The sequence below is a fragment of the Belliella marina genome, from assembly GCF_042682445.1.
Classification (GTDB): domain Bacteria; phylum Bacteroidota; class Bacteroidia; order Cytophagales; family Cyclobacteriaceae; genus Belliella; species Belliella marina.
In genome coordinates this window covers 517,281-542,019 of sequence record NZ_JBHUHR010000039.1, presented here as the reverse complement: position 1 = coordinate 542,019, position 24,739 = coordinate 517,281, and the positions used below count along the sequence as shown (strand labels likewise).

Genomic DNA, 24,739 nt, shown 5'->3' with positions numbered 1-24,739 from the left:
CCATAAAAATGAAGAATATATTAAAAATAAACCAAATCAAGAAAGTTGCTTTGTGTTTTCTGGTCATCTGCACCTTGGGTTGTAGTGAGGATTGGCTAGAACCTAGACCTTTGTCGTTTTATGCCCCTGAAAACACCTATGATGTAGCTAGTGGGCTTTGGGGGGCATTAGTGGCATGTGAGCGAAATATGCGACATGAATGGACAGGGGATAATCCACCGATCCATACGGAGATGGTACTTACTGACATAGCAGTGGATGGGACCACTGATAAGTCTAGCCCGCCTCAGGATCTCAATCTTATACTTACTCCGGATGCCCAGCTTAACCACATCGACTACAATAAAATTGGGTGGTATTGGTATGAAGGATTCAAAGGAATCAAATATGCCAATGTAGTGATTACTAGGATAGATCAACCAGAAGATTATCAATCAGAGGAAGAAAGAAACCATATCCTAGGCACAGCATACTTCCATAGGGCACTTCGCTACTATAAACTTACCCACCAATTTGGTGATGTGCCACTGATTTTGAATGAAATCCGTGAACCTAAACTTGACTTTTATTCAACAGATAGGGAAGTCATACTTAGGAAAATGAAAGAGGATCTAGAGTTTGCAGAACTGTGGGTACCCGAGGTGATAGATCGAGGAAGGGTTCCTAAAGGAGCAGTGCAACATCTTTTGACAAAAATCAACCTGGCTCTAGGTGAATTTCAAGATGCTGTAGCTTCGGCTTCAAGGTTGATCGATGAAGGGCCATATAGTTTGATGAGAGATCGTTTTGGTGTCAATGCCAATGATCCCACTAGAAATGTAATTTGGGATCTGCATAGACCGGATAACAAATCCAGTAATATCAATACCGAAGCGATACTCCTTGTAATGGACAGAATTGATACTGAAGGGAACTCAGGTGGCACTACTTCCATGAGACAGGCTGTGCCTTTCTGGAGTGTCAATATCAACACACCATCAGGCAACAGAGGTACGACAGATCTTGCTACAAATCCTATTCCCCAAGTACTACACGTAGGTAGGGGAATAGGAAGAACTAGAGGTAACTGGTATTCCATGCACACTGTTTGGGATGATGAGAATGATCTAAGGCATGCTCCAGGCAACTGGATGAATATGGAAGATTTGGTCTATAATAATCCTGGGCTTCAGGGCTCGGATCCAGATTACGGTCAAAACTTGAGAATGAGAAACGACAATGGTCAGTTACTTACCTCAGATTCCATTAGAAGCTGGTTTTCATGGCCGCATTACAAAGTCTTTATTCCTGACCCGCAACGGGTTCAGCCTCAAGGAGGGCATTCTGATTGGTATATTTTCCGATTGGCTGAATCCTACTTGTTGAGGGCAGAGGCATATTATTGGTTAGATAACTTATCAGCTGCTGCCGATGATCTCAATCAGGTCAGAACTCGTGCCGGTTGTGAACCTTATAGTGCTGATGATTTGAATATGGAGACAATCTTGGATGAAAGGACTAGAGAACTATTCTATGAGGAGCCTAGGAAAACTGAGCTTACCAGAGTATCCTATCTCTATGCCAAAACAGGAAAAGCCACTGCTTCTGGAAAAACATACAACAGCCAGAATTTCTCTACAGACAACTATTTCTACGACAGGGTTATGGAAAAGTCTGATTTTTACAATAAGGGCGTTATGACTCGACATGGTAATCTATTCACCATGAGTCCATACCATGTGCTATGGCCAGTTCCAGCCAATGCAATCAATTCAAATACTAGAGGTAGGATCAACCAGAATGTGGGATATTCAGGTGCGGAAAGTAACATACCGCCTTTAACTACAATTGATTAATGGTAATTTGGAAATAGGTCAGATTTATAATTTTGATCCCTAGAAATAAAAATGCCTTCGATTTTCACCTCTTCAGAAAGTGAATGTTCGAAGGCATTTTCTTTTTTCAACTCGGAAATGTTGAGGAGCCTGTTTATTTCTTAACCTTATGCGCTTGCACTCCTTCGAATGTCAGCTTTATAGGATTGATTTTTCCGTTGGTGTCAAATGTCATAGGTTCGATACATACCACTCTGTGGTTTTGATCAGTTTCGCCAAGTGGCCTTCTATGGTAAACCATGTAATAACTTTCTCCATCAGGATGAATCAACACTGAGTGGTGTCCTGCCCCAGTTGCTACTTCAGGATCCTGCTCCAAGATGATTCCCTCTCTCTCAAAAGGTCCAAATGGTCTATCAGCAATAGCGTATGCAACCTTATAGTTGGGACCTGTCCATCCTCCTTCTGACCACATAAAATAGTATTTTTCATCCTTTTTGAACATAAAAGGACCTTCCACATAGTTTTCCGGGGTAACCTCTCTATGCATCGAACCGTCTTCAAATGGTATCAGCCCGGTAAAATCCTCATTCAACTTGACCACATTGCAATGTCCCCATCCTCCATAATACATGTAAAAATTTTGATCATCTTCCTTGAATATGAATTGGTCAATAGGTTGGGCACCATCCCATATTTCTTGGATCAAGGGTTTCCCGATAAGATCCATGTAGGGACCTTCGGGTTTGTCTGCCACAGCCACACCGATACCGCCTACTTCCCCTTCATGTACATCATTTGCCCCAAAAAACAAATAGTATTTGCCGTCCTTTTGGATGACACCTGGCGCCCACATCGCTTTTTCTGCCCATTTTAATTCCTCAGACGTGAGGATGTTCTCGTGCTTTTCCCAGTCTACCAGGTTCTTTGATGAAAATGCATCAAAGTGCAATTGCTTCTCATATGGTGCAGAATAAGTAGGGAATACCCAGTAAGTATCTCCGTAAATGATGGCTTCAGGGTCTGCATACCAGCCATCTATAAATGGGTTTCCCGATGATTTAGATTGGAGCTCCTCGGTTTCAAAGGTTGTGTCATTTTCTGAAGACTGCTTGGTTTCACATGCATAAAGCAGTACAGGTATACTTAAAAAAGATATCCCAATTTTCAATCTACTGATTCGTGATTTTCCTGGGTAAGTGATAGGTTTTTCTGTCATTTTGTTAATGGTTTAGGGATTGGTATAGATTGAGGTTGTTGGATAGACCAATATGGAGGTGGTTTGACTTGTCTCAATTTTCAGATAAGTTTGCTATGGCATTTCATTTGGTTTTAGCTGGTTTTTTGTCCATGTGAAATTCCAAGACACCGCCAGCTATGATATCTTTATGGTCGATAAATGGAGACTTGAGGGCTTTGCCATTAAGGTAAACTGCTTTGACATAGGCACGGTCTTCTCCTTGGTTCTTGGTAGTTACTTGGAATGTCTTTCCGTTGGACAATGGGATACGGGCAGATTTGACAAGTGGGCTTCCCAACGCATATTGTGTAGAACCTGGTGCCACAGGATAAAATCCCAATGCACTAAAGATGTACCAGGCGCTCATCTGGCCGAAGTCATCATTTCCTCCCAGGCCATCCGGACTGTTTTTATACATGGTTTTTAGGATATTTCTGATTTTATCCTGTGCTTTATGTGGTTGATTGGTCCAGTTATAAAGATAGACTACATGGTGGGAGGGCTCATTGCCATGTACGTAGTTTCCGATGATCCCCTCTTTTGTGATATCTTCAGTTTTCTCGAAATATTTTTCCGGTAGTTCCATGCTGAATAATGAATCCAACCTGCTTACAAAAGATTTTTCTCCACCCATCAATTGAATGAGTGCTTCAGGATCATGGGGTACGTACAGACTGTAATTCCACGAATTGCCTTCAATAAACCCCTGTCCATGCGTATCCAATGGATCAAAGGGCTCCTTCCATCTGCCATTTGAGAGCTTAGGTCTCATAAAACCGATTTCACTATCATATACATGGGCAAATCCCTTTGACCGTTCTTTGTAACGTGATGCAATCGAGTCATTCCCCAAATGTGCAGCCATCTGGGAGATTGCCCAGTCATCGTATGCATATTCCAAGGTTTTGGAGACTGAAGAGCTGTTTTTGTCTTCTGGCACATATCCGAGATTTACATAATCATCGATCCCATCAAAATAGAGGGTATTCGAAGTTTTGATACTCGCATCCAGGCCTTTTTGGTAATCAAACCCCTCTACGCCCTTCACCATTGCATCTGCAATTACTGATACTGCATGGTAACCGATCATACACCAGTTTTCGTTGGCATAATGCGACCATATGGGCAACATGCCATGTACACTTTGCTCCGCATGTGCGAGCATAGAATTGATCATATCCGAGTTGCGCTCAGGCTGTACTATGTTGAATAGGGGGTGTAAGGCCCGGTAAGTATCCCAAAGTGAAAAACTGGTATAATTGGTGAATTGCTTGGCCATGTGTACATTCTGATCTAGTCCCCTGTAGGTATTGTCTGCATCCATATAAACTGTAGGTCCCAAAAATGCATGGTACATGCTGGTATAAAAGTTCACCATGTCATTTTGGTCTACCATCTCCACTTGGATTTTGCTTAATTCATCCTGCCATAATTGTTGTCCCTCATTTTTCACCCTATCAAAATCCCAATGGGGCATTTCCATATCCATATTGGCAATAGCACCAGCGGTGCTGACTGGGGAAATGGACATCTTCGCCATTAGGGGAGCTTCTCCTTCCTGAAAATCAAAATCAAAATAAGCCCTTATTTCTTTGCCTGCTATTTCCGGGAAATTATCAGATTGATCAAATCTCCCCCAAAATCCCCTATAGACTTGCGCATCGTCATATTTTTTGTTTCCATAAGATTTGAAAGGCTTGCTGAATCTCAGTGCAAAATATACTGTCCTTGTCCTTGCCCAACCTTGGGTTTGCCGGTATCCGGTTACAAGGCTGTCATTTTCAATACGGAGAAATGTCCAGACATTTTTACCTTCAAATGGATAAATACCTGATTTCAGGTCAAGAATTACATGCCCTTGGTCGGTCTCAGGAAAGGTATACCGATGCATCCCTACTCTTGTACTGCTGGTTAGCTCTGCCTTTATATCATAATCCAAAAGCTCAACTTGATAATAGGCTGGTTCGGCGAGTTCCTTGTCATGTGAAAACCTCGATCTGTATCCTTTATCCGGATCGGTGGCGGTTCCAGGGTTTAACCTCAACTCTCCGATGGTTGGCATCATTAAGAAGTCCCCCAGATCTGAATGGCCCGTTCCACTGAAATGTGTATGGCTGAAGCCAACTATGGTTGGATCATCGTATTGGTAACCTGCACAATATCTGTATACTTCAGGGTTGTATTTATCTTGGTATGCATAGGGAATCGTATCCGTATCAGGGCTTAATTGGATACTTCCAAAAGGTATAGTCGCCCCTGGGTAGGTATGTCCCATTTTGGCCGTCCCAATCAAAGGATCAACGAAGCGAACCAAGGATTTATCCGGCTGTTGTCCATATACTTGAGACATTACAAACAAGGTACACAACCATGCAAAATGCTTTTTCATATTTTTTTATTTAAAGATGGTTTATAACCCGTAATCCCAAAATAAACTACATAAATATAGCAAATTAAAGGTACTAAGAATCCAAGTTGGACACTTCCAAACAAATCAGCAAACAGGCCTTGAATTGGCGTAATGATAGCTCCACCTACTATGGCCATGACCAATAAAGATGACCCTTGTGCCGTATAATCCCCCAGTCCCTTGACTGCCAGAGAAAAAATCGTTGGGAACATGATTGAGTTGAATATGCCTATAGCCACTACCGACCATAAGGCAATCTGCCCTTGAAGAAATACTGTACTGAGCAAAAGCAAGATGGTGGCTGTCGCAAACAGCCATAATGTGCGCTGTGGGATGAATTTCCCCAATAAGATCACACCAATATTTGTCGCTATGATCAATGATCCATATCCGGCAATACCAATTCCATAAATCGCCCACAATACCAGAAGTGCAACAACCCCGCTTGCCAGGATCAAAACCAAACGTTGCCAGTTACTCCGGAAAGAACCCAGTGCGATCGCTCCAAAAAAACGGCCAATCATGGCACCACCCCAAAACAGTGCTAAGTAATGGCTAGCTGAAGCTTCATCTAATCCTGCTATGTTATCTTGTTGGGCAAAATTGATAAGATTGCTTCCTATGGCTACTTCGGCACCCACATATGCAAATATGGCAACTATTCCACTTCTCAGTTGGCCAAATTTCATTGCCCCTTTTTGTTGCAATACCTTTTGGCTGGATGCCACTTCCGGTAACCTGGCAAACCAACATACAAATGCCAGGATGAAAAGTGTCAAGGCAAGCCCAAGATAGGGGAGCTTTACGAGGTCTACAGCCAATCCCGTGCCTGAGACTCCCTCAAAAATCAAATATCCCCCCAACACAGGTGCTATCGTAGTCCCCAGTGAATTGAATGCTTGAGTCATATTCAGCCTGCTGCTGGCGCCTTCTGGTTTTCCCAAGATGGTGACATATGGATTGGCGGCGATCTGTAGCAAGGTGATCCCCGAAGCGAGGATAAACAATGCAAACAGAAAAAAGGTGTAAGAGACTAAGCTGGCAGCTGGATAAAACAGCAGGCAGCCTATCCCCGCTACAATGAGACCTAGGATAATCCCCTTTTTATAGCCTATCTCACTAATAGGATCCCCATGCTTCACTGAGATTATATAATACAGCAGGGAAATAAAGAAGTATGCGCCAAAAAACGCTGTTTGGACTAGCATTGCCTGCCAGTGTTGCAAGGTGAATACCTGCTGGAGGTGGGGTATCAAAATGTCATTCATACAGGTAATGATCCCCCACATAAAAAACAAGAGGGTGACCAAAAATAAAGGACCTGAATTTGAATGCCCAGCGACTGAGGGAATACTGTTGTCTTTGCTATGTTGCAATGGTATAATGGCCATATGGGTAAACTGTATAATTGATTATAACTTGTTTTTATTCGTAAAACTCCAAGATGCCCTGGAAATAAACCCATCGTAGACCGCTCCAAACAGGAGTGCAACTTCACCCAACTCACTGACCCAGTTATCCAGATGAATGCCATTGTGTCCTAATCCTTGGATCAGCTTGGGTAAGAACAGGTTCGAAGACTGGCTAATGTTCCCCCCCAATACCAATGCATCGAATTTGCTGTCCCCGATCCATCCGGTCAGAAACTCACAAAGGTTGTCGGCAAATTCATCAAATATGGCAACACAAACCTCCTGGTCCGCAACCTCCAAGAGGGCTTTTACATGTGCTATTTTCCTACCGGTTTTTTGAGAATACCTTTCGATAAACCAGCGGGTTGAAAAAAAATGTTCTGCACTGAATCCCCTGAAAGGTTCTTGCCATAAGGCAATGTCCCGAGTTTGTCCATTTTCATGTACTGCTGCTCCCAAACCTGTCCCAAGTGTCAAGGCAATGGTCGATTCGTCGGTTTTTGCTTTACCTGCATAAATCTCCCCGGCAAGGAAACTCACGGCATCATTTACAAAAACAATGTTGGCAGGGTCTAGTGCCAGGCCTTGGGCCAGTTTTTGCTTTACATTGATTCCATATAGGGAAAGATACTTGCCTTGATCTCGGATCAGGGATATTCCATTTTCATAATCAAAGGGGCCAGGCATGGCAAGTGCTACCTTTTGTATGGAAGGCCATTTGTCCAACTGGATCTTTATCGCCTTGGTCCAGATATCCAAAATGGCATCGGCATCGGCATGGGAGTCTATCGACAAGCGGTAAAAACTATCATTCGCCAAACTGTTTGAGGAAAGGCCAATCACTCCAGTAGTGATATGGGAGCCGCCTATATCGGCTCCCAATATTAATTTATCAGTCATTTTACTTGATTAAACTTACCTGTTGTGGGTATTATTGGTTGGAAAGTGAGTAAGGTAGGTCTTCTGGGTTTACACCTCTTTTTTTGTTGGGGACATCGTCCATCTCAAATTCCAGCCTCATGCCGTTCATTAGAGCATCATGCTTGATGAAGTTTTTGTTGTGGTTCTCACCGTTAAGTTTAAGGCTTTTTACATAGCGGTTTCCTTTGTTGTTGTTGTCAGCGTGAATGGAAATGGTTTTGCCATTTTCAAGTTCCAATTGTACATTTTTGAATAGGGGACTCCCCAAAATGTACTCGTCAGTAGCCGGGCTTACTGGATAGAAACCCAATGCGGAAAACACATACCAGGCTGAAGTCTGGCCATTGTCTTCATCGCCACAATAGCCATCAGGTGTGGGTAGGTACATTTTGTCCATCGTTTCCCGAGCCCAATACTGTGCTTTCCATGGCTCATTGGCATAGTTGTACAAATAGATCATGTGTTGGATAGGTTGGTTGCCATGGGCATATTGCCCCATATTGGCCACTTGCATTTCCCTGATTTCGTGGATGACACCTCTGTAATAACTCTCGTCAAAAATTGGAGGCAAGGTAAAAACAGTATCCAATTGTTTTACAAATTCCTCCCGTCCGCCCATCAGATCGATCAAGCCTTGGATGTCGTGGAAGACGGACCAGGTATAGTGCCAGCTATTGCCTTCCGTAAATGCATCTCCCCACTTGAATGGATTGAATGGGCTCATGAAATTCCCATCTTCTAATTTTCCCCTCATTAGATTTGTCTCTGGATCAAATAGGTTTCTGTAGTTTTGGCTTCTCTTTTTATACAATTCCACCTCTTTTTCAGGTTTTTTCAATGCTTTTGCCAGTTGGTAAATTGTGAAGTCATTGTAGGCATACTCCAAAGTCCTGGCAGCATTTTCCTTGATGCCAACATCATAAGGTACATAGCCCAAGTCGTTGTAATAATTTACCCCCGCCCTTCCTACTGCAGTCAAAGGTCCTTCGTTGTTTGCACCGTGTATCAAGGCCTCATAGAGGGTTTCTATATCATAATCTGCCTGGTTTTGTCCATTGAGTTTGAGATAGGCATCTGCCACCACAGAGGCTGAGTTGTTGCCAATCATTACATTCCTTAGTCCCGGGCTAGCCCATTCTGGCAACCAGCCACTTTCTTTGTATGCATTCACAAGGCCTTCCTGCATTTTTGCACTTAAGCTTGGATACATCAAATTCAAGAATGGAAACAGTGAGCGGAAAGTATCCCAAAAACCTGTGTCGGTAAACATATACCCCGGTAGCACCTCACCGTTGTATGGGCTGTAATGGATGACTTGGCCTTGCTCGTCAATTTCATAAAACTTCCTTGGGAAAAGCAATGTTCTGTACAGGTTGGAATAAAAAGTCCTGAATTGATCAGGCGTACCTCCATTTATTTTCACCCTTCCCAGCTCTTTATTCCAAATATCCTTTCCCTTTTCTTTGATTTGGTCAAAATCATTTTGGCCTATTTCCTGTAGGTTGGTTTCGGCTTGCACAAAACTTATAAAAGAAGAAGCCACTCTGGCATTTACTTGTTCTCCTTTTTGTGTTTTGAACCCTACCACTGCCACTACATGGTCGGCTTCTGTTTCTAGGGTCTTCTGTAGCTTACCTGAAGAAAAGGTTTGGTTCATCGAAAAATCCTTGTCAAATTCAATCACAAAAAAATTCTTGAAATTATCCGGGACACCTCCGCTGTTTTTGGTGGTGTATCCTATTATTTTCCTCTCTTCCGGTATGATTTTTATATAGGAACCATTGTCAAATGCATCCAGCACAACATAGGCACTATCTGTTTGGGGGAAGGTAAACCTAAAACTTGCAGCCCTCTCTGTAGGTGTCAGCTCAGTGGTGACGTCATAATCTGCAAGGTAAACACTGTAATAGTAAGGTTTTACAATCTCTGCTTTATGCGAAAACCAACTTGCTCTCTCAGATTCTTCAATTTTCAATTGCCCCGTGATTGGCATTATAGAAAACTGGCCGTAATCATTCATCCAAGGCGAAGGTTGGTGTGTCTGCTTGAAGCCACGGATTTTATCAGAGCTATAAGTATATGCCCAACCATTGCCCATTTTTCCGGTTTGGGGAGTCCAAAAATTCATCCCCCATGGCAATGCCACAGCCGGATACACATTGCCGTTGGAAAAACTCGGCTTGGAATCTGTACCGATAAGTGGGTTGACCCAATCTACCGGATCTAATTCTTCAACATGGAAATCCTGTGCCGTAGCATGGATATACATACCAAAAGTACAAATGAGAAAGCATAGATATCCTTGGATACAGCTGAGGGTTTTTAGTTTCATTTTGCTTGGATTGTTTAGGTAAATACTTGTTTTTCATGATATAATACCCACCGCAGGGAAACAAAATCTCCCATACGGTGGGTATACAATATGGGTCTACCACTCTGGATTTTGTGTGAGTTCGGGGTTATTGTCAATTTCCCTTTGCGGAATTGCAAAGAGTAGATATTTTTCGCTCAATGTAGGTCCATATGTGAAGGAGTGGCCTACAAAATTTTCAAATGTGCCGGTAGCAACATTCAATACCATCCTTCTCCTGACCATATCAAACCAAGTTTTGTTTTCGAAGGCAAGTTCATGGAAACGCTCCTTCCAAATAGCCTCCCTGGTCAATCCACCTTCTGTGTAAGGGCTTAGTGCCGCACGTCCCCTGATCTGGTTGATGGCATCCAAGACCTCAGGGGTAGCCCCATTGGCTTCGAACTCAGCTTCCGCAAAAGTAAGGAGTACCTCAGCATACCTGATAAATGTAAAGCCAAGTTCACTTTGGGCTGTATTCAAAACAGCTTCTTCATCGAAATATTTGTATATGTAATGGCCACCAAAAGATACTTCTTGGTCTGGATTATTGATGCTAGGGTAGGAGGTGTAATAAAATCCCCTTTCTGCGATCCTCAAATCTTCGGATTCATGGGAATTGATGAAAGCTGGGGTAGGGTACATGGCACCAAATTCATCCGAAAATTGGGATATGTTTCTACTCCGTGGTAGTAGCCATGGAGTCATGCCACTGGTAGCGAATCCGATCAGGTATTGATTCTTGAAGATAATTTCACCAGTCAGCTGCACACTTGGATCATGGAGTTCATCATAAGTTTCAAATAGGCTGTATGTTCCTTGGTCGATTACCTCCTTGGCTTTTTGTGCGGCCAGGCTGTAATACTCGTTCCCTGCTTGCAGGGGATATCCCGCCATGGTTAAGTATACTTGTGCCAACAGTGATTTGATGGCACCTTGGCTGATTCTGCCATTGGTGGTGCTGGCTGGTATTCCACTTTCCTCGGCTGTTTGCAGATCAGCTACTATCAATTCATAGATGGATTCTTGGGGTGACCTGCTCGGGTACAGCAGATCTGAATCAGCATCTACCGGGACGGTGATCAAAGGGATGTCACCAAAGAGCCTGACTAAATTGAAATAATGGAAAGCCCTCATGAAATGTGCTTCAGCGATCAGGTTTTGCTGGGTAGTTTCATTCATAAGGATGTCGGGGATTCTTTCTATGGCCAGGTTTGCATTGGCAATGGCTCTATAGGACTGTTCCCACCAGACATTAAAATAATTGTTTTCGGAGTTGGTGGTAAGGTTTCGGAGTGTATTGTTGAACTGGCTTTGTCCTACTTCAGTATTGACAAGCCCAGTAGGAAACTCCAAGCTCATAAATGGGCTTTCACCATACGTACCTGCCCCGTCCGAGATAAAACGAAGACTGCTATAAAGATGGTTGATGGCAGCCTCTGCGTGCTCTGGAGTCTGGAAATAGTTTTCTTGGGTATAATTGGATTCGTTTTTCTCTTCCAAAAAATCCGCACACGAACTTGTAAAGAGGATTCCTGATAATACAACTATATACTTCAGGTTATTATATATTGGATTTTTCATTTTGTTGCAGTTTTAATATTCCCTTAGAATGACATATTGATACCAAGAGTGTATGTTCTCGGTTTTGGGTAATCATAGAAAGTGATTCCTTGAGCAAATGCATCACCATATGTGCTCACCTCAGGGTCAAAGCCCGTGTATTCTGTCAGCAGGAAAAAATTTTGGACTGATGCATATACCCGAAGTTGCTTTATACGAAGTCTTTCGAGCATATTGGGAGAGAAATTATAGCCAAGCAATAAGTTTCTCCCTCTTATAAATGATCCATCCTCTACCATTCTTGAATCTATATTGGACTGGAAATAGGACCTTGAAGGCCTATTCTGTGCCACCATGGTTTCCTGGTTTTCCGGAGTCCATCCTTCCAATACAGTAGCAAAGCTATTGGCTTGTCCCGTCCTGTCTTCTGCTGCGTGCTTGGCTAAGTTCAGGATGTCATTGCCATAGCTAAATTGGAGGTCAATCGTCAAATCAAAATTTTTGTACTGGAATGTGTTGAACAATGCCCCAAAGCCTTTTGGGATACCGTTTCCAAGGATTTCGCGGTCGCTGTTGTTTATCTGGCCATCTCCATTCACATCCCTGTACTTCACATCCCCAGGAAGCATACCGTAGACAGCTGCTTCATCGGCTTCATCACTTCCCCAAGTACCTTCTCTTACCAATCCATAGAATGAACCCACTGGCTGGCCTACTCTTAGGATATTTGTGTTGGAAAGGAAAAATGGACTTGGGAAAATATCATCATTGGCTGCTCCCAGCGCGAGTACTTTGTTTCTGTTGGTTGAGATGTTGAATGTTGTTATCCAACTGAAATCACCTGTCTCAACATTTACCGTGTTGATGCTAAACTCAAGGCCTTGGTTTTCAATGCTACCAATATTGGTATAGATGTTGGAATAGCCACTACTGGTCGGGACAGGTGCACTCAGCAGCATGTCGGTAGTTCTTTTGTAATAATAATCAGCTTCCAGCAAAATCCTGTTGTTAAACAACCCAAACTCAATCCCAACATCAAACTGGGCAGTTTTTTCCCATTTTAGGTTTGGATTGGGCAAGGTACCCAAGCCAACACCTGGAGCCCTTTGTCCACCGATAATCGCCGTGGAATTTCCCATGCTGGCCAGGGACTGATACACGCCAATCTCCGAGTTACCGGTAATGCCATAACTACTTCGTAATTTTAGATCGGAAATGGCAGTAAGCTGCTCCATAAAGCTTTCTTCACCGACCCGCCATGCAAATGCGGCTGAGGGGAAAAAGGCATATTTGTTGCCCGAACCAAATTTCGAAGAACCATCGACCCGCCCCGTAACCGTAAACAGGTATTTTCCGGCTAGATTATAGTTGAATCTTCCAAAATAGGAGTTCATTGCCCATTTGTATTTATTGGATTCAGGGGTCAATGGATCAGAACCCAATCCCAGGTTGTTGTATTGATAAAAATCATCAGTAAATCCCCTGGATCCTGCTCTGCTGGTGAAAAAATCATATTGTTGCCAACTGATACCCAATAAGCCACTGATGGCATGCTTTTCATTCAATTCTTTCTCGTAGTTCAGGTAGTTTTCAAACTGCCAGTAATTGCTTCTAGTGTTCCTAATCCATGCCTCACCATTGTAATCTGCGCTTAGTTGTCTGAGATCTTTGCCTGAGTACCAGTTTTCCTGAAAATTGTTCACATTGATGCCAATATTGCTTCGAAGTTGCAATTCGTCAGTGAATTTGATTGCACTGTGTATATCTCCCAACACTGTCTGTGTATTATGGATATTTTTCCTGTTTCTCAACAAGTTGACAGGATTCTCGCCACCTTCCATATTTGGGTAGTCTATATTGCTGCCATATGTACCGTCAGCATACTGCACTGGGATGATCGGGAGGGTCTCGATCATCATTCTCAGTGGGCTTAAGCCACCGACAGATCCGTCTACCCTGTTTTCTTCAATGTGGTTGAATGTCAGACTTCCACCCACGTCTAGCCATTCCTTGACTTTGCCATCCATCACAAACCTGCCTGAATATCTCTTCAGGTATGATTCATGGATGATACCCTGTTCATCTGCATGGTTCAAAAACAAACCGTAGGAAGTGTCCTCATTACCTCCTGTAAAAGAAAGGCTGTGGTTTTGGCTGAATGCACGACGTGTAGCTTCATCCTGCCAATCTGTATCATATAGTGGATTGCCATTGGCGTCAAACAGGTCTGGGTTATTCCTATATGTCATGGGATCTTCATATCTGCCAGATGCCCAACCATCGGGATCATATTTTTGCGAATTGTTGTAGGAATTTTGTTCTACCTGTAAGAATTGTTCAGAGTTCAAAACATCTATTTTGTTCGCTATTTCGCCCATACTGTAGAAGCTGTTGTAGCTGATCTGGCCTCCATCTTTACTGCCCCTTTTGGTGGTGACTATGATCACCCCATTGGCTCCCCGGGCGCCATATATCGCTGTAGCTGAAGCATCTTTGAGTACTTCCATGGAAGCTATATCGTTTGGGTTTAGGTAGTTGATGGGCCCCGCTCCAATCACTCCATCGACCACGTATAGCGGACTGTTGCTGGCATTGACCGAATTGTTTCCCCTGATCCTGACATTGGTCTGACCTCCAGGTCTACCCGAGTTTGTAGAAACATTCACACCAGGTGCCCGGCCTGCCAAGGCTTGTTCGACATTGGTTACCGGCCTTTCTTGGAGATTGGCTGAGCTGACTGAGGATACAGCCCCTGTAAGGTCAGACTTTCTCTGAGTTCCATAGCCAATGACCACTACTTCTTCCAGAGCCTGCTCATCGCCCTGCATCTGAACATCCAATGTAGTCTGGTCACCCACTTCTCTTTCAACTTGCCTCATGCCCATAAAACTGAATACCAAAATAGATGTGGAAGAATTCACCGTAATCTGATAATTTCCATCTATATCAGTCACGGTTCCGTTGTCAGTTCCTTTTTCCATGATGGTCACACCGGGGATTTTTGCTCCCATATCATCGGTGATCACACCACTTACAATTTTTCCTTGGTCTTGAAAACCAAAGGTCATTCCCGGACATACCAGGTTGATGACTATGGCTAAAATCAAAACCAACCGGCTAGGGTTGGTTGGAATAGATTTTCCCGACTGGGACTCTATTCTCATTTTTTGCATGTTTAGGTGGTTTGTTTTCATTGGTTAAGGGTTTGTAGTAATAAAATTCAATAATTGGTAGTTTGTATTGGTTGTCTTCATCCATTCCCAAAATAAGCCTCAGATCAACCATGGCAACCTGGTTGGTCGGAGAGAGCAAAATCAATTCAATCCGCTGCATTTGGAGATGCAATGCATCATTTGGCACAGTCTTGTTATTTTGTTTGGCACTTTTCCCGACCTAAAGGGGATATCCTACTGCTTAAATTGGATGAAAGAAGATTTTCAAAGCTAAATCCTTTTAGCTACAAATAAAAGCAATATATGTTTTTTTGATTTAATTTTTTGAAAAAAGGAGGTTTTGATATAGGTGGATAATAAAAAAGTATAATTTGAACTAATTGTTGTTAAATGATTTTATTAATACTTGTTAAAGTGCTATTTTCTTTGTCGAAGATCTTGCTTTTACAGATACAGGCAGCTCAATTTTTACTGAATTTCTTTTTTCAAATTCTGTTTCCAAAAGCTGAAACATAAGATCAATCAGGTGCATCGCAATTTGGGACTTTGGTTGGACTATGCTTGAAATGGATGGGGTGCTGAACTGGAAAAAATCGTTGTCATCAAATGCCATGACTGCCAGATCTTTGGGGATGTCAATGTCCTTGTTTTTCAATATTTTTATACCACGGATAGCCAGGTAATTGGTGGCAAAGAAAACTGCGTCCAAATCGGGATGGGTGTCAAAAAATGATTCCAACAATTCATTTTCAGCACCTGAATTAAGCAAACCAAAAGGCAGTTTTAAGACGCAGGAAGGCATGTTTAGTTCCTCACAGATGTCTTCGTAAGCCTGTCTACGATCGTGCATTTGGGACTGGTCAGAATCTATGGTTACGAATCCAACCTGATGAAATCCACTTTCGATTAAATGCGCCAAACCCATTTTTGTCCCTTCATAATTTGCGATTACCACATGGCTGCAGTCTATTTCAGGGATGTACCTGTCGAATAGGATGACAGGGGCTTCCTCTTCACAAAGTCCCTTTATAAACTCACTTTGCAGACCGTCTGGAGGTGTAATGATATACCCTTCTACCTGCAGGTTGCCGAATAGGTTAATCATAGAGACCGTTTTTTCCGGGTCATTATTCGTACTGCAATAGATGATGTTATAATTCAGTTTAGAAGCTTCGTCTTCAATCAATTTGGCGATGTTGGCAAAAAAAGGATTGGATATATCTTCAACCATAAAGACAATGATATTGGACTTTCCAGTTCTTAGGTTTTTTGCCAATTGGTTGGGCTGATAGCCTATTTTTTTTATATGTCCCTTGACTTTATCAATCATTGCTTGGCTAATTCTCTTTTCTTTTGCTCTTCCATTTAGCACAAAGGAAATAGTTGTCGCAGATATCCCAAGATCATTTGCGATTTGCTTGATTGAGTACTTTTTCTTCGCCATAGTTTTTTAGTCAATCCCAAATTTAACACATTAATTAAAAAACTGAACATTTAAAAAAGAAGCCCCAGTGAAATCACTTTTATCCAAAAAAAAGCTCCGATGGTTTGAGCTTAAACACCTTGGTATGTGCTCCCACAGGCCAATCTACCAAATTAGACAACCCTCGGAGGGTTTATCATAAAAGCAATTTCCCTGTTAGAAGTCCCATGTGGCCGTCATTTTCATCGTTTTGACCGTGTTGTACGAAAATAGATAGGTAGGATTTCCATTTGAAGAGGACGGTACTGGATGCTGATTGGGATTGCCAATACTCTTGGTACATTGTCCATCATACTTTGTGACACTCCTCCAAAATAAATGACACTATTTCTATCGATCAATGCCAAGTCCTGTCTCGTGCCGAAAGCTTTCGGCACGAGACAGGTACTTCATGGTTTTTTACTCGTTTCAAGACATAAGACACGAGTACCTAATATCATGCTCTCGTGTCTCAAATCATTTTGTTCCCACCTCTTGCTTCACCTTTCTGGTAGGTACCAAACAGACGATCCCATAGGTTGGTGTAAAAGCCAAAGTTGCAGCTGAGGTCCTCGTGGTGAAGGTGGTGAAAACTTGATGTCCCCAAATAATTGAGCAGGCTGTATTTGTTTTTAGGCCACTTCTTCAAAGGTTCAAAACCCAAATGCCCTATAATCCCAAACAATACATTCAGCATCAAGTAAATGAGGATAGCATGGATTTGGAAGCTTATGCAGCACAATACACCGATAAACAGTATCCCAAACCCCAAAGTCTCAATGGGGTGTAAGACAAACAAATCAATAGGTTTGGGATGCATGGCTTGGTGATGAAGGCTGTGGATTATCTTGTGCAATTTGGTCTGATGGATAAAATAGTGAAAGATAAACATGAACAGATCCATGGCAAAGAATAGCCCCAGTAATCCCAGAACAAACTTCGAAGGTTGCCATACAAAATCCACCTGGAGGTAGCCCAATGAGTATAGATACAAGCCAAACTGGGTGATCAGGGCATTGATGGAAACGGTAAGCATACCAATACCCCAATCCTTGGGGCGGTTAGGTCTGATCTGTTGGTGGTATCCTCTGAGGATTAGCTGTCCGATGCCTAGAGCCATTCCCAAAATGAGTACATTCAACAGCCAAAAAACAAATAGACTAATCCCTACGGGACCATCTGCCAAATGTGTCAGCAACGACGGGATATCTGATAAACTGAAGAAGTCCATATGTGAAAAATATAGCTAAATTTAAAGTTGTGTGAATAATGAGGGAAATGGCCTTTATTATTCCATATTGCTTAAGAAGTGCATTTTGAGTTCATCATCATGGCAGGTAAACTCAATATTTCCGACCTTGCAGTTACAATTGGAGTTTCCGATCATCTGAAACTTGACCATCAGTAACTTTGAAGTATCGGATTCACGTAACACGATTTCAACGTCCCCAAGCATGTAGCTGTTTCCTTTTGATCCCTGTTCGGTTTTTAGGACTTGGAGGCGATTGAACTCTTCAGAAATCCTGTCAAAATCCTTTTTGTTTAGTTCCAGTGTGATTCCCGTGATGTTCTGTACTTTTTTTTCACCAGTCCTAGTCAAGGAAAGGTACGCTTCCCTGGTATAGGTATCATATTCCTTTCCGGTAATTTCACTCAGGAATTCAGGGTTGAACCGTGAGTACCAGGTGTGGGTTTTTGTTGTGGAATCTGGGATATAGGCAGTGTCAAACCAGTTTATCGATTTGCTGTTGCTTGTTTTGTGCTTGTTGTTCCCAAACTTCGCACCCATTCCTTTAAATAGACTGTCTATTTGATTTTCCCAAAGGGGATCAAGTGGTAGTTGGGTATCTTCTGAGAATCCGAATCCAGTCATTCCCTCTGGAACGCCAAACTTATTTTTCGGTCCCATCAGTTCCATGTATACGGTTTTGCCCCGAAGGTAAATTATCCCCGTGGAATCGTTGACTGAGTTGAATTCCGGCATTCCGCTATCAGCTTCAAAATAGTTGGTCAGCATCTCAGGATGGTCCAACAATGCATGAAAAGTGGTGCTGTCAATGCTGATGTAGAAATGGTTAAGGTTAAAGTCTATAGGTGTCTTCTGATTGGATTGGCCTGTGACACTAGTGCTTTGAAAAAAAACTGCTAATACAATCAATAGCATTGGCATATTCAGATGGTAATATTTGAAAGGCATTTAATATAAATCGGTCAAGTGTGATGAAGTTCCATTTTGGATAAAATTAGGGAAAATTATTATTCTTTGAAAACCATGGGGGAATGTTAAGAAATTTCATTGCCGAAATTCCGAACAACTGCATTCAGCCTTTTTTATTTGTTGCAATAAAGTTCACGAAGAGATATATTTGAAATAATACATGAACGAAGTGAACCCTAAATAATGGATTGTCCTCTATATAAACAACTGACAAGTTTTGTAAAAACCGACCAAAAGGAATTGTCGGAAATCATCCGGTTTTTCGAAAAAAGATCAATTGGGAAAAAAGAGGATATTTTGGAGATGGGTGGGAAATGTGATGCCATGTATTTTGTGGAAAAGGGTTGTCTGTATCTATATACAGTCGATGATGCTGGGAATGAGAAAACTATACAATTTGCCATTGAAAACTGGTGGCTTTCAGATGTGTTGGCTTTCAGAAACCAAACCCGCAGCCAATTCGGCATTCGTGCGGCATTAAAAAGTGAGGTTTTGGAAATAAGTTATCCAAGTTATCAGGGCTTGCTGGCGAATCACCCAGTTATGGAGGAGTATTTCAGAAAAGTGTACGAAATTGCTTTCGGGGCAGCCCTGATGCGGTTTAAATTTTTGTTTACACATTCCAAAGAAGATATATACCATCACTTCAATGATAATTTTCCTGATTTTGTCAACCGTGTCCCACAATACCTTTTGGCTAGCTACCTGAACTTGACACCCGAATATCTTAGCCAAATTAGGAAAAAAGCCACTTCTTAAACTGGTTGAAGTTTTTTTGAAAATAGTGGATGTAGTTTTGTGCAAACAAAAACCAAAATGGAAAAGAGAATCAACATCCAAGAGCTTGAACCCAAAGCCTACGAAGCCATGTTTGCCATGGAGAAGTACTTAAGTACGTCTAGTGTGGACAGATCTATACAGGAACTCATCAAGATACGGGCTTCCCAAATAAACGGCTGCGCTTACTGTATAGACTTACACACCCAAGAGGCTTTGGGCAGGGGAGAAGACCAAAGAAGGATTTTTGCATTGAGTGCTTGGAAAGAATCTGCTTTGTTTACAGCCCAAGAAAAAGCTGTCTTGCAAATGACAGAAGAAATAAGTTTCATTTCGAGAAATGGCCTGACATCCGAGACGTATGACAGGGTAAAGGAGTTTTTCACAGACAATGAAATCGCCCAAATCATCATGCAGATCGGAACGATAAATATGTGGAATAGAATCGCTGTTTCAACCCAATTGGTACAGGAATAAATATATTTGACAACAAAAATAAATTTTGATGGTGTTTGCATCTTTTCTGCGACTTTGAAGTCTTAGGGATAAACTTAAAAATTTCAATCCCATGGATGTACAAACAAAAAAAACAGTAAAGGTGGAATTTCTTCAGGTAGAAATGCCGTCAGAAAAAGACAATTCATGTTCAGCCTGTGATACCATTCAGAGTAAGTTGGTTTCAGCTATTAAGGAGGTTCAAATTCTCTTTGACAAATTGGATTGTGAGATCCTTTTCAAACAGACCACAATCAAAACTGTAGAAGAAGCAGAAAGAGCCCACATTAGCGCTTCCCCCACGATTCGGGTTGGAAACCTTGACTTCTTTCCGGATCATACGGCAGACGCTTCTGAAGCCAGAGAATGGACTTGGGGCGGGCAGATTATGTCAGAACCAGATAAAAGGACTTTAATCGAAGTATTGCTCAAAGGGTATTTTGAATCCAAAAAAGATGCAGGAAAAAAGATACTGTCTCCATATATTCTGAAACACCTAAATGAGAACGAAAGCATAAAATCAAGTTCCTGTTGTCACTGAAAAACAAATGGTTAACTGGTGTTTCTTCAAGTAAAACCCCAAAGGTTATAAAGAGTACATAAAGCCAAGAAGACCGATATCCTTGATTTCGGTCCTCTTTTTTTCCAGTCAGCTGCTCGAAGCATTGACCTAATTTGATAAATGAAAACATTTTGGTAAAGTTGTTCTAGATTTTTGAGTCTTATGTGAAATTTGAATTCAAAACATAATTGACACTTTTCAACCATCGGTGGGGTCGGCAAAGGCGAAACCAAATAAAATCAATTAGCTAAAAGAAACATTTCACGTATCTGTTTTAACCCTTCTATTTTCTCAATCTACCATTGTAAACTCTGCGTATTCATTTCGTATTTTGACTAGTTTTTTATTCTTGAAATATAGCTTCACTGAATTTCTGCGATTCTTGGAGTGGGAAACGTTTTTGGAAAATGTAAAAAACCATTCATCATAATTGCCCATCACAGGGTCGTATGGCTTTGCCAAACACTTGTCTGGAAGGGTAATTTGATACGATTTCGAATTGGGTATTTGATACAGAGCAATTAGTTTATCCGCGATGATATCAAGTGGATCATTGACATTGATTGAAACGTTCTCTGGTTGATCTTGTGGCCAACTTGGAATGTTTTCAAAATGGGCTCCGCCTTTTTCTATGGATACCACCCTGTTTTGGTCAAACCCTATCAATACTCTTTCCAAAACTCCGGTTGTTGTTTCTAAGGTAATTGAATTGTATAAAGAAATATCACTTTGTATTTCCTCAGGTTTAGAATATGGTTTCCTGTAGGTGATATTGACACTGTTAAAATCCTTTTCAATGCTTAATTCCTGGAGCTGTTCATAGACTTTTGAAGGAGAACTGCCGATTTCGAGCGTCCATTTTTTTCCATTTGTTATATCCTCAACACTTGGCTGGTCATCATCTGTCAGGCAAGAACCAAGCAATAACAATACTGGCATTAAAAATATTTGTTTCTTCATTTTTTTATTTACAAGACGCACTTTATCATAAAAACGCTACCAACATAAGTACTATTGGATGTAATCTAGTTAAAAACCACTCAATTAATTACAATGTAAACACCAAAATTCGTTCGATAGAACATGTCGAGTGGTTTGGGATAGACTGGAGGGAGGGTGTATTTAGGAGGGGGTTGGTTGATATGCATTTTTCACCAAGCGCTTTACCACCATAAGATGAAAGGGCTTTATGATGCCCATATAAATCTTTCCCATTGGGTTGTTGTATTGTACCAATGTGATTACTTTGATATTGTGCAGGGTTTCTTTGTTGTGTGCAACTATTGCCCTAAAGTTCAAATGTGAATCATCCGCACCTAAGACTATTTCATGATCCGAAATAGAGAATATTCTGAAATACCCAATATATCCGCCTACAGCAAAACGCTCATTATAATCAGCAGGCATTTCGGTCTTTAACCCAAATAGGCGAACAGTTTTGTTTCTTATACTGAACAGCCATTTTACCCATTTGGGTGGCTTGTTAAATATTAGATGGGTAATCTCCCTTAGATTGTTTTCCTGGTTTGTAGTAGAAAATGTGTCAGAAAAATCAACTTTACTAAGCAATCCTCTTCCCATATATTCCAAAGGCGTTTTTTCTATTCTTACTTTGCCCATAATGCACTTTTTTCTAATTGGAAAATTATTTCTATTGTAGTCAGGAAAATCACTTTTAGCAGAAAATTTTCGAGTTTTACCTTGGTTTGTGTCCCTACAGACCAAAAGAGATCAAGATTGTTAAAAGCGATTTTCCTGCTATTGTAGTAAGACAAGTGTAATTCATAAATACCGTACAAATGTACTAATATTTTGTTTTAGTACAAGTGTACTAATAAATTATTGGTACATTTGTACTAATCTTAAACTTTCGACAATGAACACTAGGGATAAAATATTGGGATGTGCATTACGCTTGTTTAATGAAAATGGCGTTGCACAAGTTTCATTAAGGACCATAGCTGCAGATATGGAAATTAGCTTGGGAAACTTGACGTATCATTTCAAAAAGCGGGAAGAGATTATTGAGGCTCTTTATTTTGAACTGGTAAGTAAGTTGGATCATGTGATCAATGCGGAGGCTGTCGTGGAAAATCCACTTGAGTCGTTGTTTGATATGCCAAGTGCCACGATTTCGAATTTTTATGAATACCGGTTTCTTATGCTTGATTTTGTCTACATTACCCGTAACCATGAGGTGATTAGAAATCATTACCAAAAATTGATGGAAGTACGTGAACAACAATTTGAAGGCATGATCAATGGCTTAATAGAAGCCAAATTAATACGGGAGGAAACGATTGCTGATGAATACAAATATTTGTTCAAAAATTTGAGAATCGTAAGTGATTTTTGGCTTTCTGCAGCCTGTATCGATAAGAATAGCACAATAAGTCAAATCGATATCCCCGAAGGATCCAGATTGTTGCGACAAATGATATTTCCATATTTGACAACTGAAGGACGCTCGGTTTTTTTTGATCGATATACCGTGTGATAAGCTACGTATGCAGTACTTAAACGGGAGTCAAATTCCATCGGTCCCGTTCTATTTTTGCCAATCAATCTATAAGGCCATTACCTGTTCCCATTTATCTCCACCATGATTTCTCCAAACAGTTCAGTGGATTTTATACGGTCTTCGATGGAAAACATAGTGGAAACGGCAATGAGCTCATTGACTTGGGTAGCTGTAATAAATTCCTTCACCTGCTTTTTTACCGTTTGTTTGCTTCCAACAAAGGAGTACTTCAACATTTGCTGTATAGAAGGGTGTTGGGACAATTCCTTTAATTCTGGTGTCATTTCTGTAGGTGGTTGTAATGCGTCCTTGGCACCAGTCAGAACACTGTAAAACATCCTGACCAAGGTGGTGTACTGTCGTTCTGCTTCTTCATCGGTATTAGCTACAAATACATTGACACCAGCGATGGTGTATGGCTTATCGAGAAATTCGGAAGGTTGGAATTCTTGGTGATAGATGCTTAAAGCATTGAAGAGGTGCGTGGATGCAAAGTGGCTTGCAAAGGCATAAGGCAATCCCTTTTTTGCGGCCAAATGCGCACTGTCTGTACTGGAACCCAATAGGTAAATGGGGACATCAGTCCCTTCGGCAATAGTTGCCCTAACTTTGGAGTTTTTGTTTTTGACAGAAAAGTAGGTCTGGATTTTATTCAACTCTTGGGGAAAAGAATGGGCAGCTTTCATAAAATCTGATCGGATGGCCTCTGCTGTTTGGGTATCCGTACCGGGAGCTCTGCCAAGACCCAAGTCGATTCTGTTTGGGTATAAATGGCCCAAGGTTCCAAACTGTTCTGCTATGATCAAGGGGGAATGGTTAGGTAGCATTACACCTCCCGAACCTACGCGGATGGTTTTTGTGTTTTCGGCCACATAACCTATTAGGATGGAGGTAGCACTGCTGCCTATATGTTCAGCATTGTGATGCTCGGCAAACCAGTACCGAGTGTAATCCAATGATTCAGCTTTTTTTGCCAATGCCAATGAATTGTTCAAAGTCTGCTTGATTGTACTTCCTTGTGGAACAAGAGCCAATTCTAAAATGGAGTATGCTATATTTCGTTGGTTCATATCTAAGTATAGTTGGTTTAACCAGAAATATGCATTAGAATTTCTATTACGACCTGATCCGCCGCGGCGGACATAATCAATCGCTTCGATGCTTTTAGCTCGTTCACCATAGAGATAACTATGCTTCACTCACTACATGCTTGATTATTTTGTGTTTTCAACTCTTCCCGATATTCATCGGGACAGGCTATAACGAACCCTAATACATAATGCGGGTTTAATGCTTCTTGCAGCAAGCTGTATTTATTCATTTGCACGCAAATTTGCTACAAGAAATGATGTTGCAAAAGTACAAAACTTTACTTTACTTTGTATAGTACTTTCCCAAAGGAAAGTGAAATCGTTAGAATAGAGCGTTATGGCAGCAAAAAAAAACTATCAATGTTGTATTGACACATTGAAACCTGTTCGTGATACCTTGGAAGTAATCAATGGAAAATGGAAGTTGCCCATCATCATTTCCGTGTGTGGGGGAAATGAACGGTTTACGGATATTCAAGAGAGTATTCCGGGGATTACACCGAAGGTATTGGCCAAGGAACTCAAAGACCTTGAGCAGCACCAATTGATCAAAAGGTTGGTTTTGGAAGATTACCCGGTCAAAATCCTGTATAAACCAGAACCTTATACCCAAACGTTGAGCCCAATTATCGAAGCTTTGAAAGTATGGGGCTTAAACCACAGGGATAGGTTGTTTGGAAATGTGTAATTTGATATCAACCTAAAATGCCCATGTCCCGATGTTTCCCCT

General features: G+C 41.4%; 20 protein-coding genes. 6 read left to right on the top strand and 14 right to left on the bottom strand.

From position 1 onward, the window contains the following. The first annotated feature begins 8 nt into the window (after nucleotides 1–8). Nucleotides 9–1,835 carry a RagB/SusD family nutrient uptake outer membrane protein gene (locus tag ACFSKL_RS16050; protein WP_376887342.1) on the top strand — a complete coding sequence of 609 codons (1,827 nt, stop codon included), beginning with the start codon at nucleotides 9–11 and terminating at the stop codon, nucleotides 1,833–1,835. Nucleotides 1,836–1,968: 133 nt separating this feature from the next. On the opposite strand, the gene ACFSKL_RS16045 is transcribed toward ACFSKL_RS16050, so the two are convergent. From ACFSKL_RS16045 to ACFSKL_RS15995, 11 genes are all read right to left on the bottom strand, one after another. Beyond that, complete coding sequence (locus ACFSKL_RS16045) at nucleotides 1,969–3,033, bottom strand: glycoside hydrolase family 43 protein (protein WP_376887341.1); 1,065 nt, start codon at nucleotides 3,031–3,033, stop codon at nucleotides 1,969–1,971. A gap of 103 nt (nucleotides 3,034–3,136) precedes the next feature. Then, a complete protein-coding gene (locus ACFSKL_RS16040) occupies nucleotides 3,137–5,443 on the bottom strand; it encodes a GH92 family glycosyl hydrolase (RefSeq protein WP_376887340.1) in 2,307 nt (768 codons plus the stop codon). Then, nucleotides 5,440–6,855 (bottom strand): sugar MFS transporter, encoded by a 1,416-nt coding sequence (locus ACFSKL_RS16035; protein ID WP_376887339.1) that lies wholly within the window; start codon nucleotides 6,853–6,855, stop codon nucleotides 5,440–5,442. Before ACFSKL_RS16035 ends, ACFSKL_RS16040 begins: the two co-directional genes overlap by 4 nt. A gap of 21 nt (nucleotides 6,856–6,876) precedes the next feature. Continuing rightward, the gene (locus tag ACFSKL_RS16030; RefSeq protein WP_376887338.1) at nucleotides 6,877–7,776 is read right to left on the bottom strand and encodes an ROK family protein; all 900 of its coding nucleotides are present in this window, start codon (nucleotides 7,774–7,776) and stop codon (nucleotides 6,877–6,879) included. Between the two features lie 31 nt (nucleotides 7,777–7,807). Further along, nucleotides 7,808–10,066: a GH92 family glycosyl hydrolase gene (locus ACFSKL_RS16025; RefSeq protein ID WP_376887389.1), complete on the bottom strand. Its 2,259-nt coding sequence runs from the start codon at nucleotides 10,064–10,066 to the stop codon at nucleotides 7,808–7,810. A 159-nt stretch (nucleotides 10,067–10,225) separates the two neighbouring features. Next, a complete protein-coding gene (locus ACFSKL_RS16020) occupies nucleotides 10,226–11,731 on the bottom strand; it encodes a RagB/SusD family nutrient uptake outer membrane protein (RefSeq protein ID WP_376887337.1) in 1,506 nt (501 codons plus the stop codon). Between the two features lie 23 nt (nucleotides 11,732–11,754). Continuing rightward, nucleotides 11,755–14,874 carry a SusC/RagA family TonB-linked outer membrane protein gene (locus ACFSKL_RS16015; protein WP_376887336.1) on the bottom strand — a complete coding sequence of 1,040 codons (3,120 nt, stop codon included), beginning with the start codon at nucleotides 14,872–14,874 and terminating at the stop codon, nucleotides 11,755–11,757. After that, complete coding sequence (locus ACFSKL_RS16010) at nucleotides 14,828–15,070, bottom strand: hypothetical protein (protein ID WP_376887335.1); 243 nt, start codon at nucleotides 15,068–15,070, stop codon at nucleotides 14,828–14,830. Before ACFSKL_RS16010 ends, ACFSKL_RS16015 begins: the two co-directional genes overlap by 47 nt. A gap of 222 nt (nucleotides 15,071–15,292) precedes the next feature. Continuing rightward, nucleotides 15,293–16,327, bottom strand: a complete 1,035-nt coding sequence (locus tag ACFSKL_RS16005; protein WP_376887334.1) for a LacI family DNA-binding transcriptional regulator — start codon at nucleotides 16,325–16,327, stop codon at nucleotides 15,293–15,295. 490 nt (nucleotides 16,328–16,817) lie between these two features. Further along, nucleotides 16,818–17,576, bottom strand: a complete 759-nt coding sequence (locus tag ACFSKL_RS16000) for a sterol desaturase family protein (protein ID WP_376887333.1) — start codon at nucleotides 17,574–17,576, stop codon at nucleotides 16,818–16,820. Between the two features lie 57 nt (nucleotides 17,577–17,633). After that, nucleotides 17,634–18,542 carry a DUF5829 family protein gene (locus ACFSKL_RS15995; protein ID WP_376887332.1) on the bottom strand — a complete coding sequence of 303 codons (909 nt, stop codon included), beginning with the start codon at nucleotides 18,540–18,542 and terminating at the stop codon, nucleotides 17,634–17,636. Between the two features lie 204 nt (nucleotides 18,543–18,746). Here ACFSKL_RS15995 and ACFSKL_RS15990 point away from each other — a divergent pair, with 204 nt between their 5' ends. The 3 genes from ACFSKL_RS15990 (at nucleotide 18,747) to ACFSKL_RS15980 (ending at nucleotide 20,376) form a co-directional block, all read left to right on the top strand. Further along, nucleotides 18,747–19,322, top strand: a complete 576-nt coding sequence (locus ACFSKL_RS15990) for a Crp/Fnr family transcriptional regulator (protein WP_376887331.1) — start codon at nucleotides 18,747–18,749, stop codon at nucleotides 19,320–19,322. Between the two features lie 57 nt (nucleotides 19,323–19,379). Next, on the top strand, nucleotides 19,380–19,817 hold the full coding sequence (locus tag ACFSKL_RS15985) for a carboxymuconolactone decarboxylase family protein (protein WP_376887330.1): 438 nt from the start codon (nucleotides 19,380–19,382) through the stop codon (nucleotides 19,815–19,817). Between the two features lie 91 nt (nucleotides 19,818–19,908). Further along, nucleotides 19,909–20,376 (top strand): DUF2703 domain-containing protein, encoded by a 468-nt coding sequence (locus ACFSKL_RS15980; RefSeq protein WP_376887329.1) that lies wholly within the window; start codon nucleotides 19,909–19,911, stop codon nucleotides 20,374–20,376. Nucleotides 20,377–20,688: 312 nt separating this feature from the next. On the opposite strand, the gene ACFSKL_RS15975 is transcribed toward ACFSKL_RS15980, so the two are convergent. Next, entirely contained in the window at nucleotides 20,689–21,357 is a 669-nt protein-coding gene (locus tag ACFSKL_RS15975; RefSeq protein WP_376887328.1) for a hypothetical protein, read from the bottom strand. A gap of 162 nt (nucleotides 21,358–21,519) precedes the next feature. Then, nucleotides 21,520–22,017 carry a DUF2867 domain-containing protein gene (locus ACFSKL_RS15970; RefSeq protein WP_376887327.1) on the bottom strand — a complete coding sequence of 166 codons (498 nt, stop codon included), beginning with the start codon at nucleotides 22,015–22,017 and terminating at the stop codon, nucleotides 21,520–21,522. Between the two features lie 256 nt (nucleotides 22,018–22,273). On the opposite strand from ACFSKL_RS15970, the gene ACFSKL_RS15965 reads away from it, so the two are divergent. Then, the gene (locus tag ACFSKL_RS15965; RefSeq protein ID WP_376887326.1) at nucleotides 22,274–22,894 is read left to right on the top strand and encodes a TetR/AcrR family transcriptional regulator; all 621 of its coding nucleotides are present in this window, start codon (nucleotides 22,274–22,276) and stop codon (nucleotides 22,892–22,894) included. Nucleotides 22,895–22,974: 80 nt separating this feature from the next. On the opposite strand, the gene ACFSKL_RS15960 is transcribed toward ACFSKL_RS15965, so the two are convergent. Continuing rightward, nucleotides 22,975–23,988: an LLM class flavin-dependent oxidoreductase gene (locus ACFSKL_RS15960; protein WP_376887325.1), complete on the bottom strand. Its 1,014-nt coding sequence runs from the start codon at nucleotides 23,986–23,988 to the stop codon at nucleotides 22,975–22,977. 358 nt (nucleotides 23,989–24,346) lie between these two features. Here ACFSKL_RS15960 and ACFSKL_RS15955 point away from each other — a divergent pair, with 358 nt between their 5' ends. Beyond that, a complete protein-coding gene (locus ACFSKL_RS15955; RefSeq protein ID WP_376887324.1) occupies nucleotides 24,347–24,697 on the top strand; it encodes a winged helix-turn-helix transcriptional regulator in 351 nt (116 codons plus the stop codon). Nucleotides 24,698–24,739 lie beyond the last annotated feature (42 nt).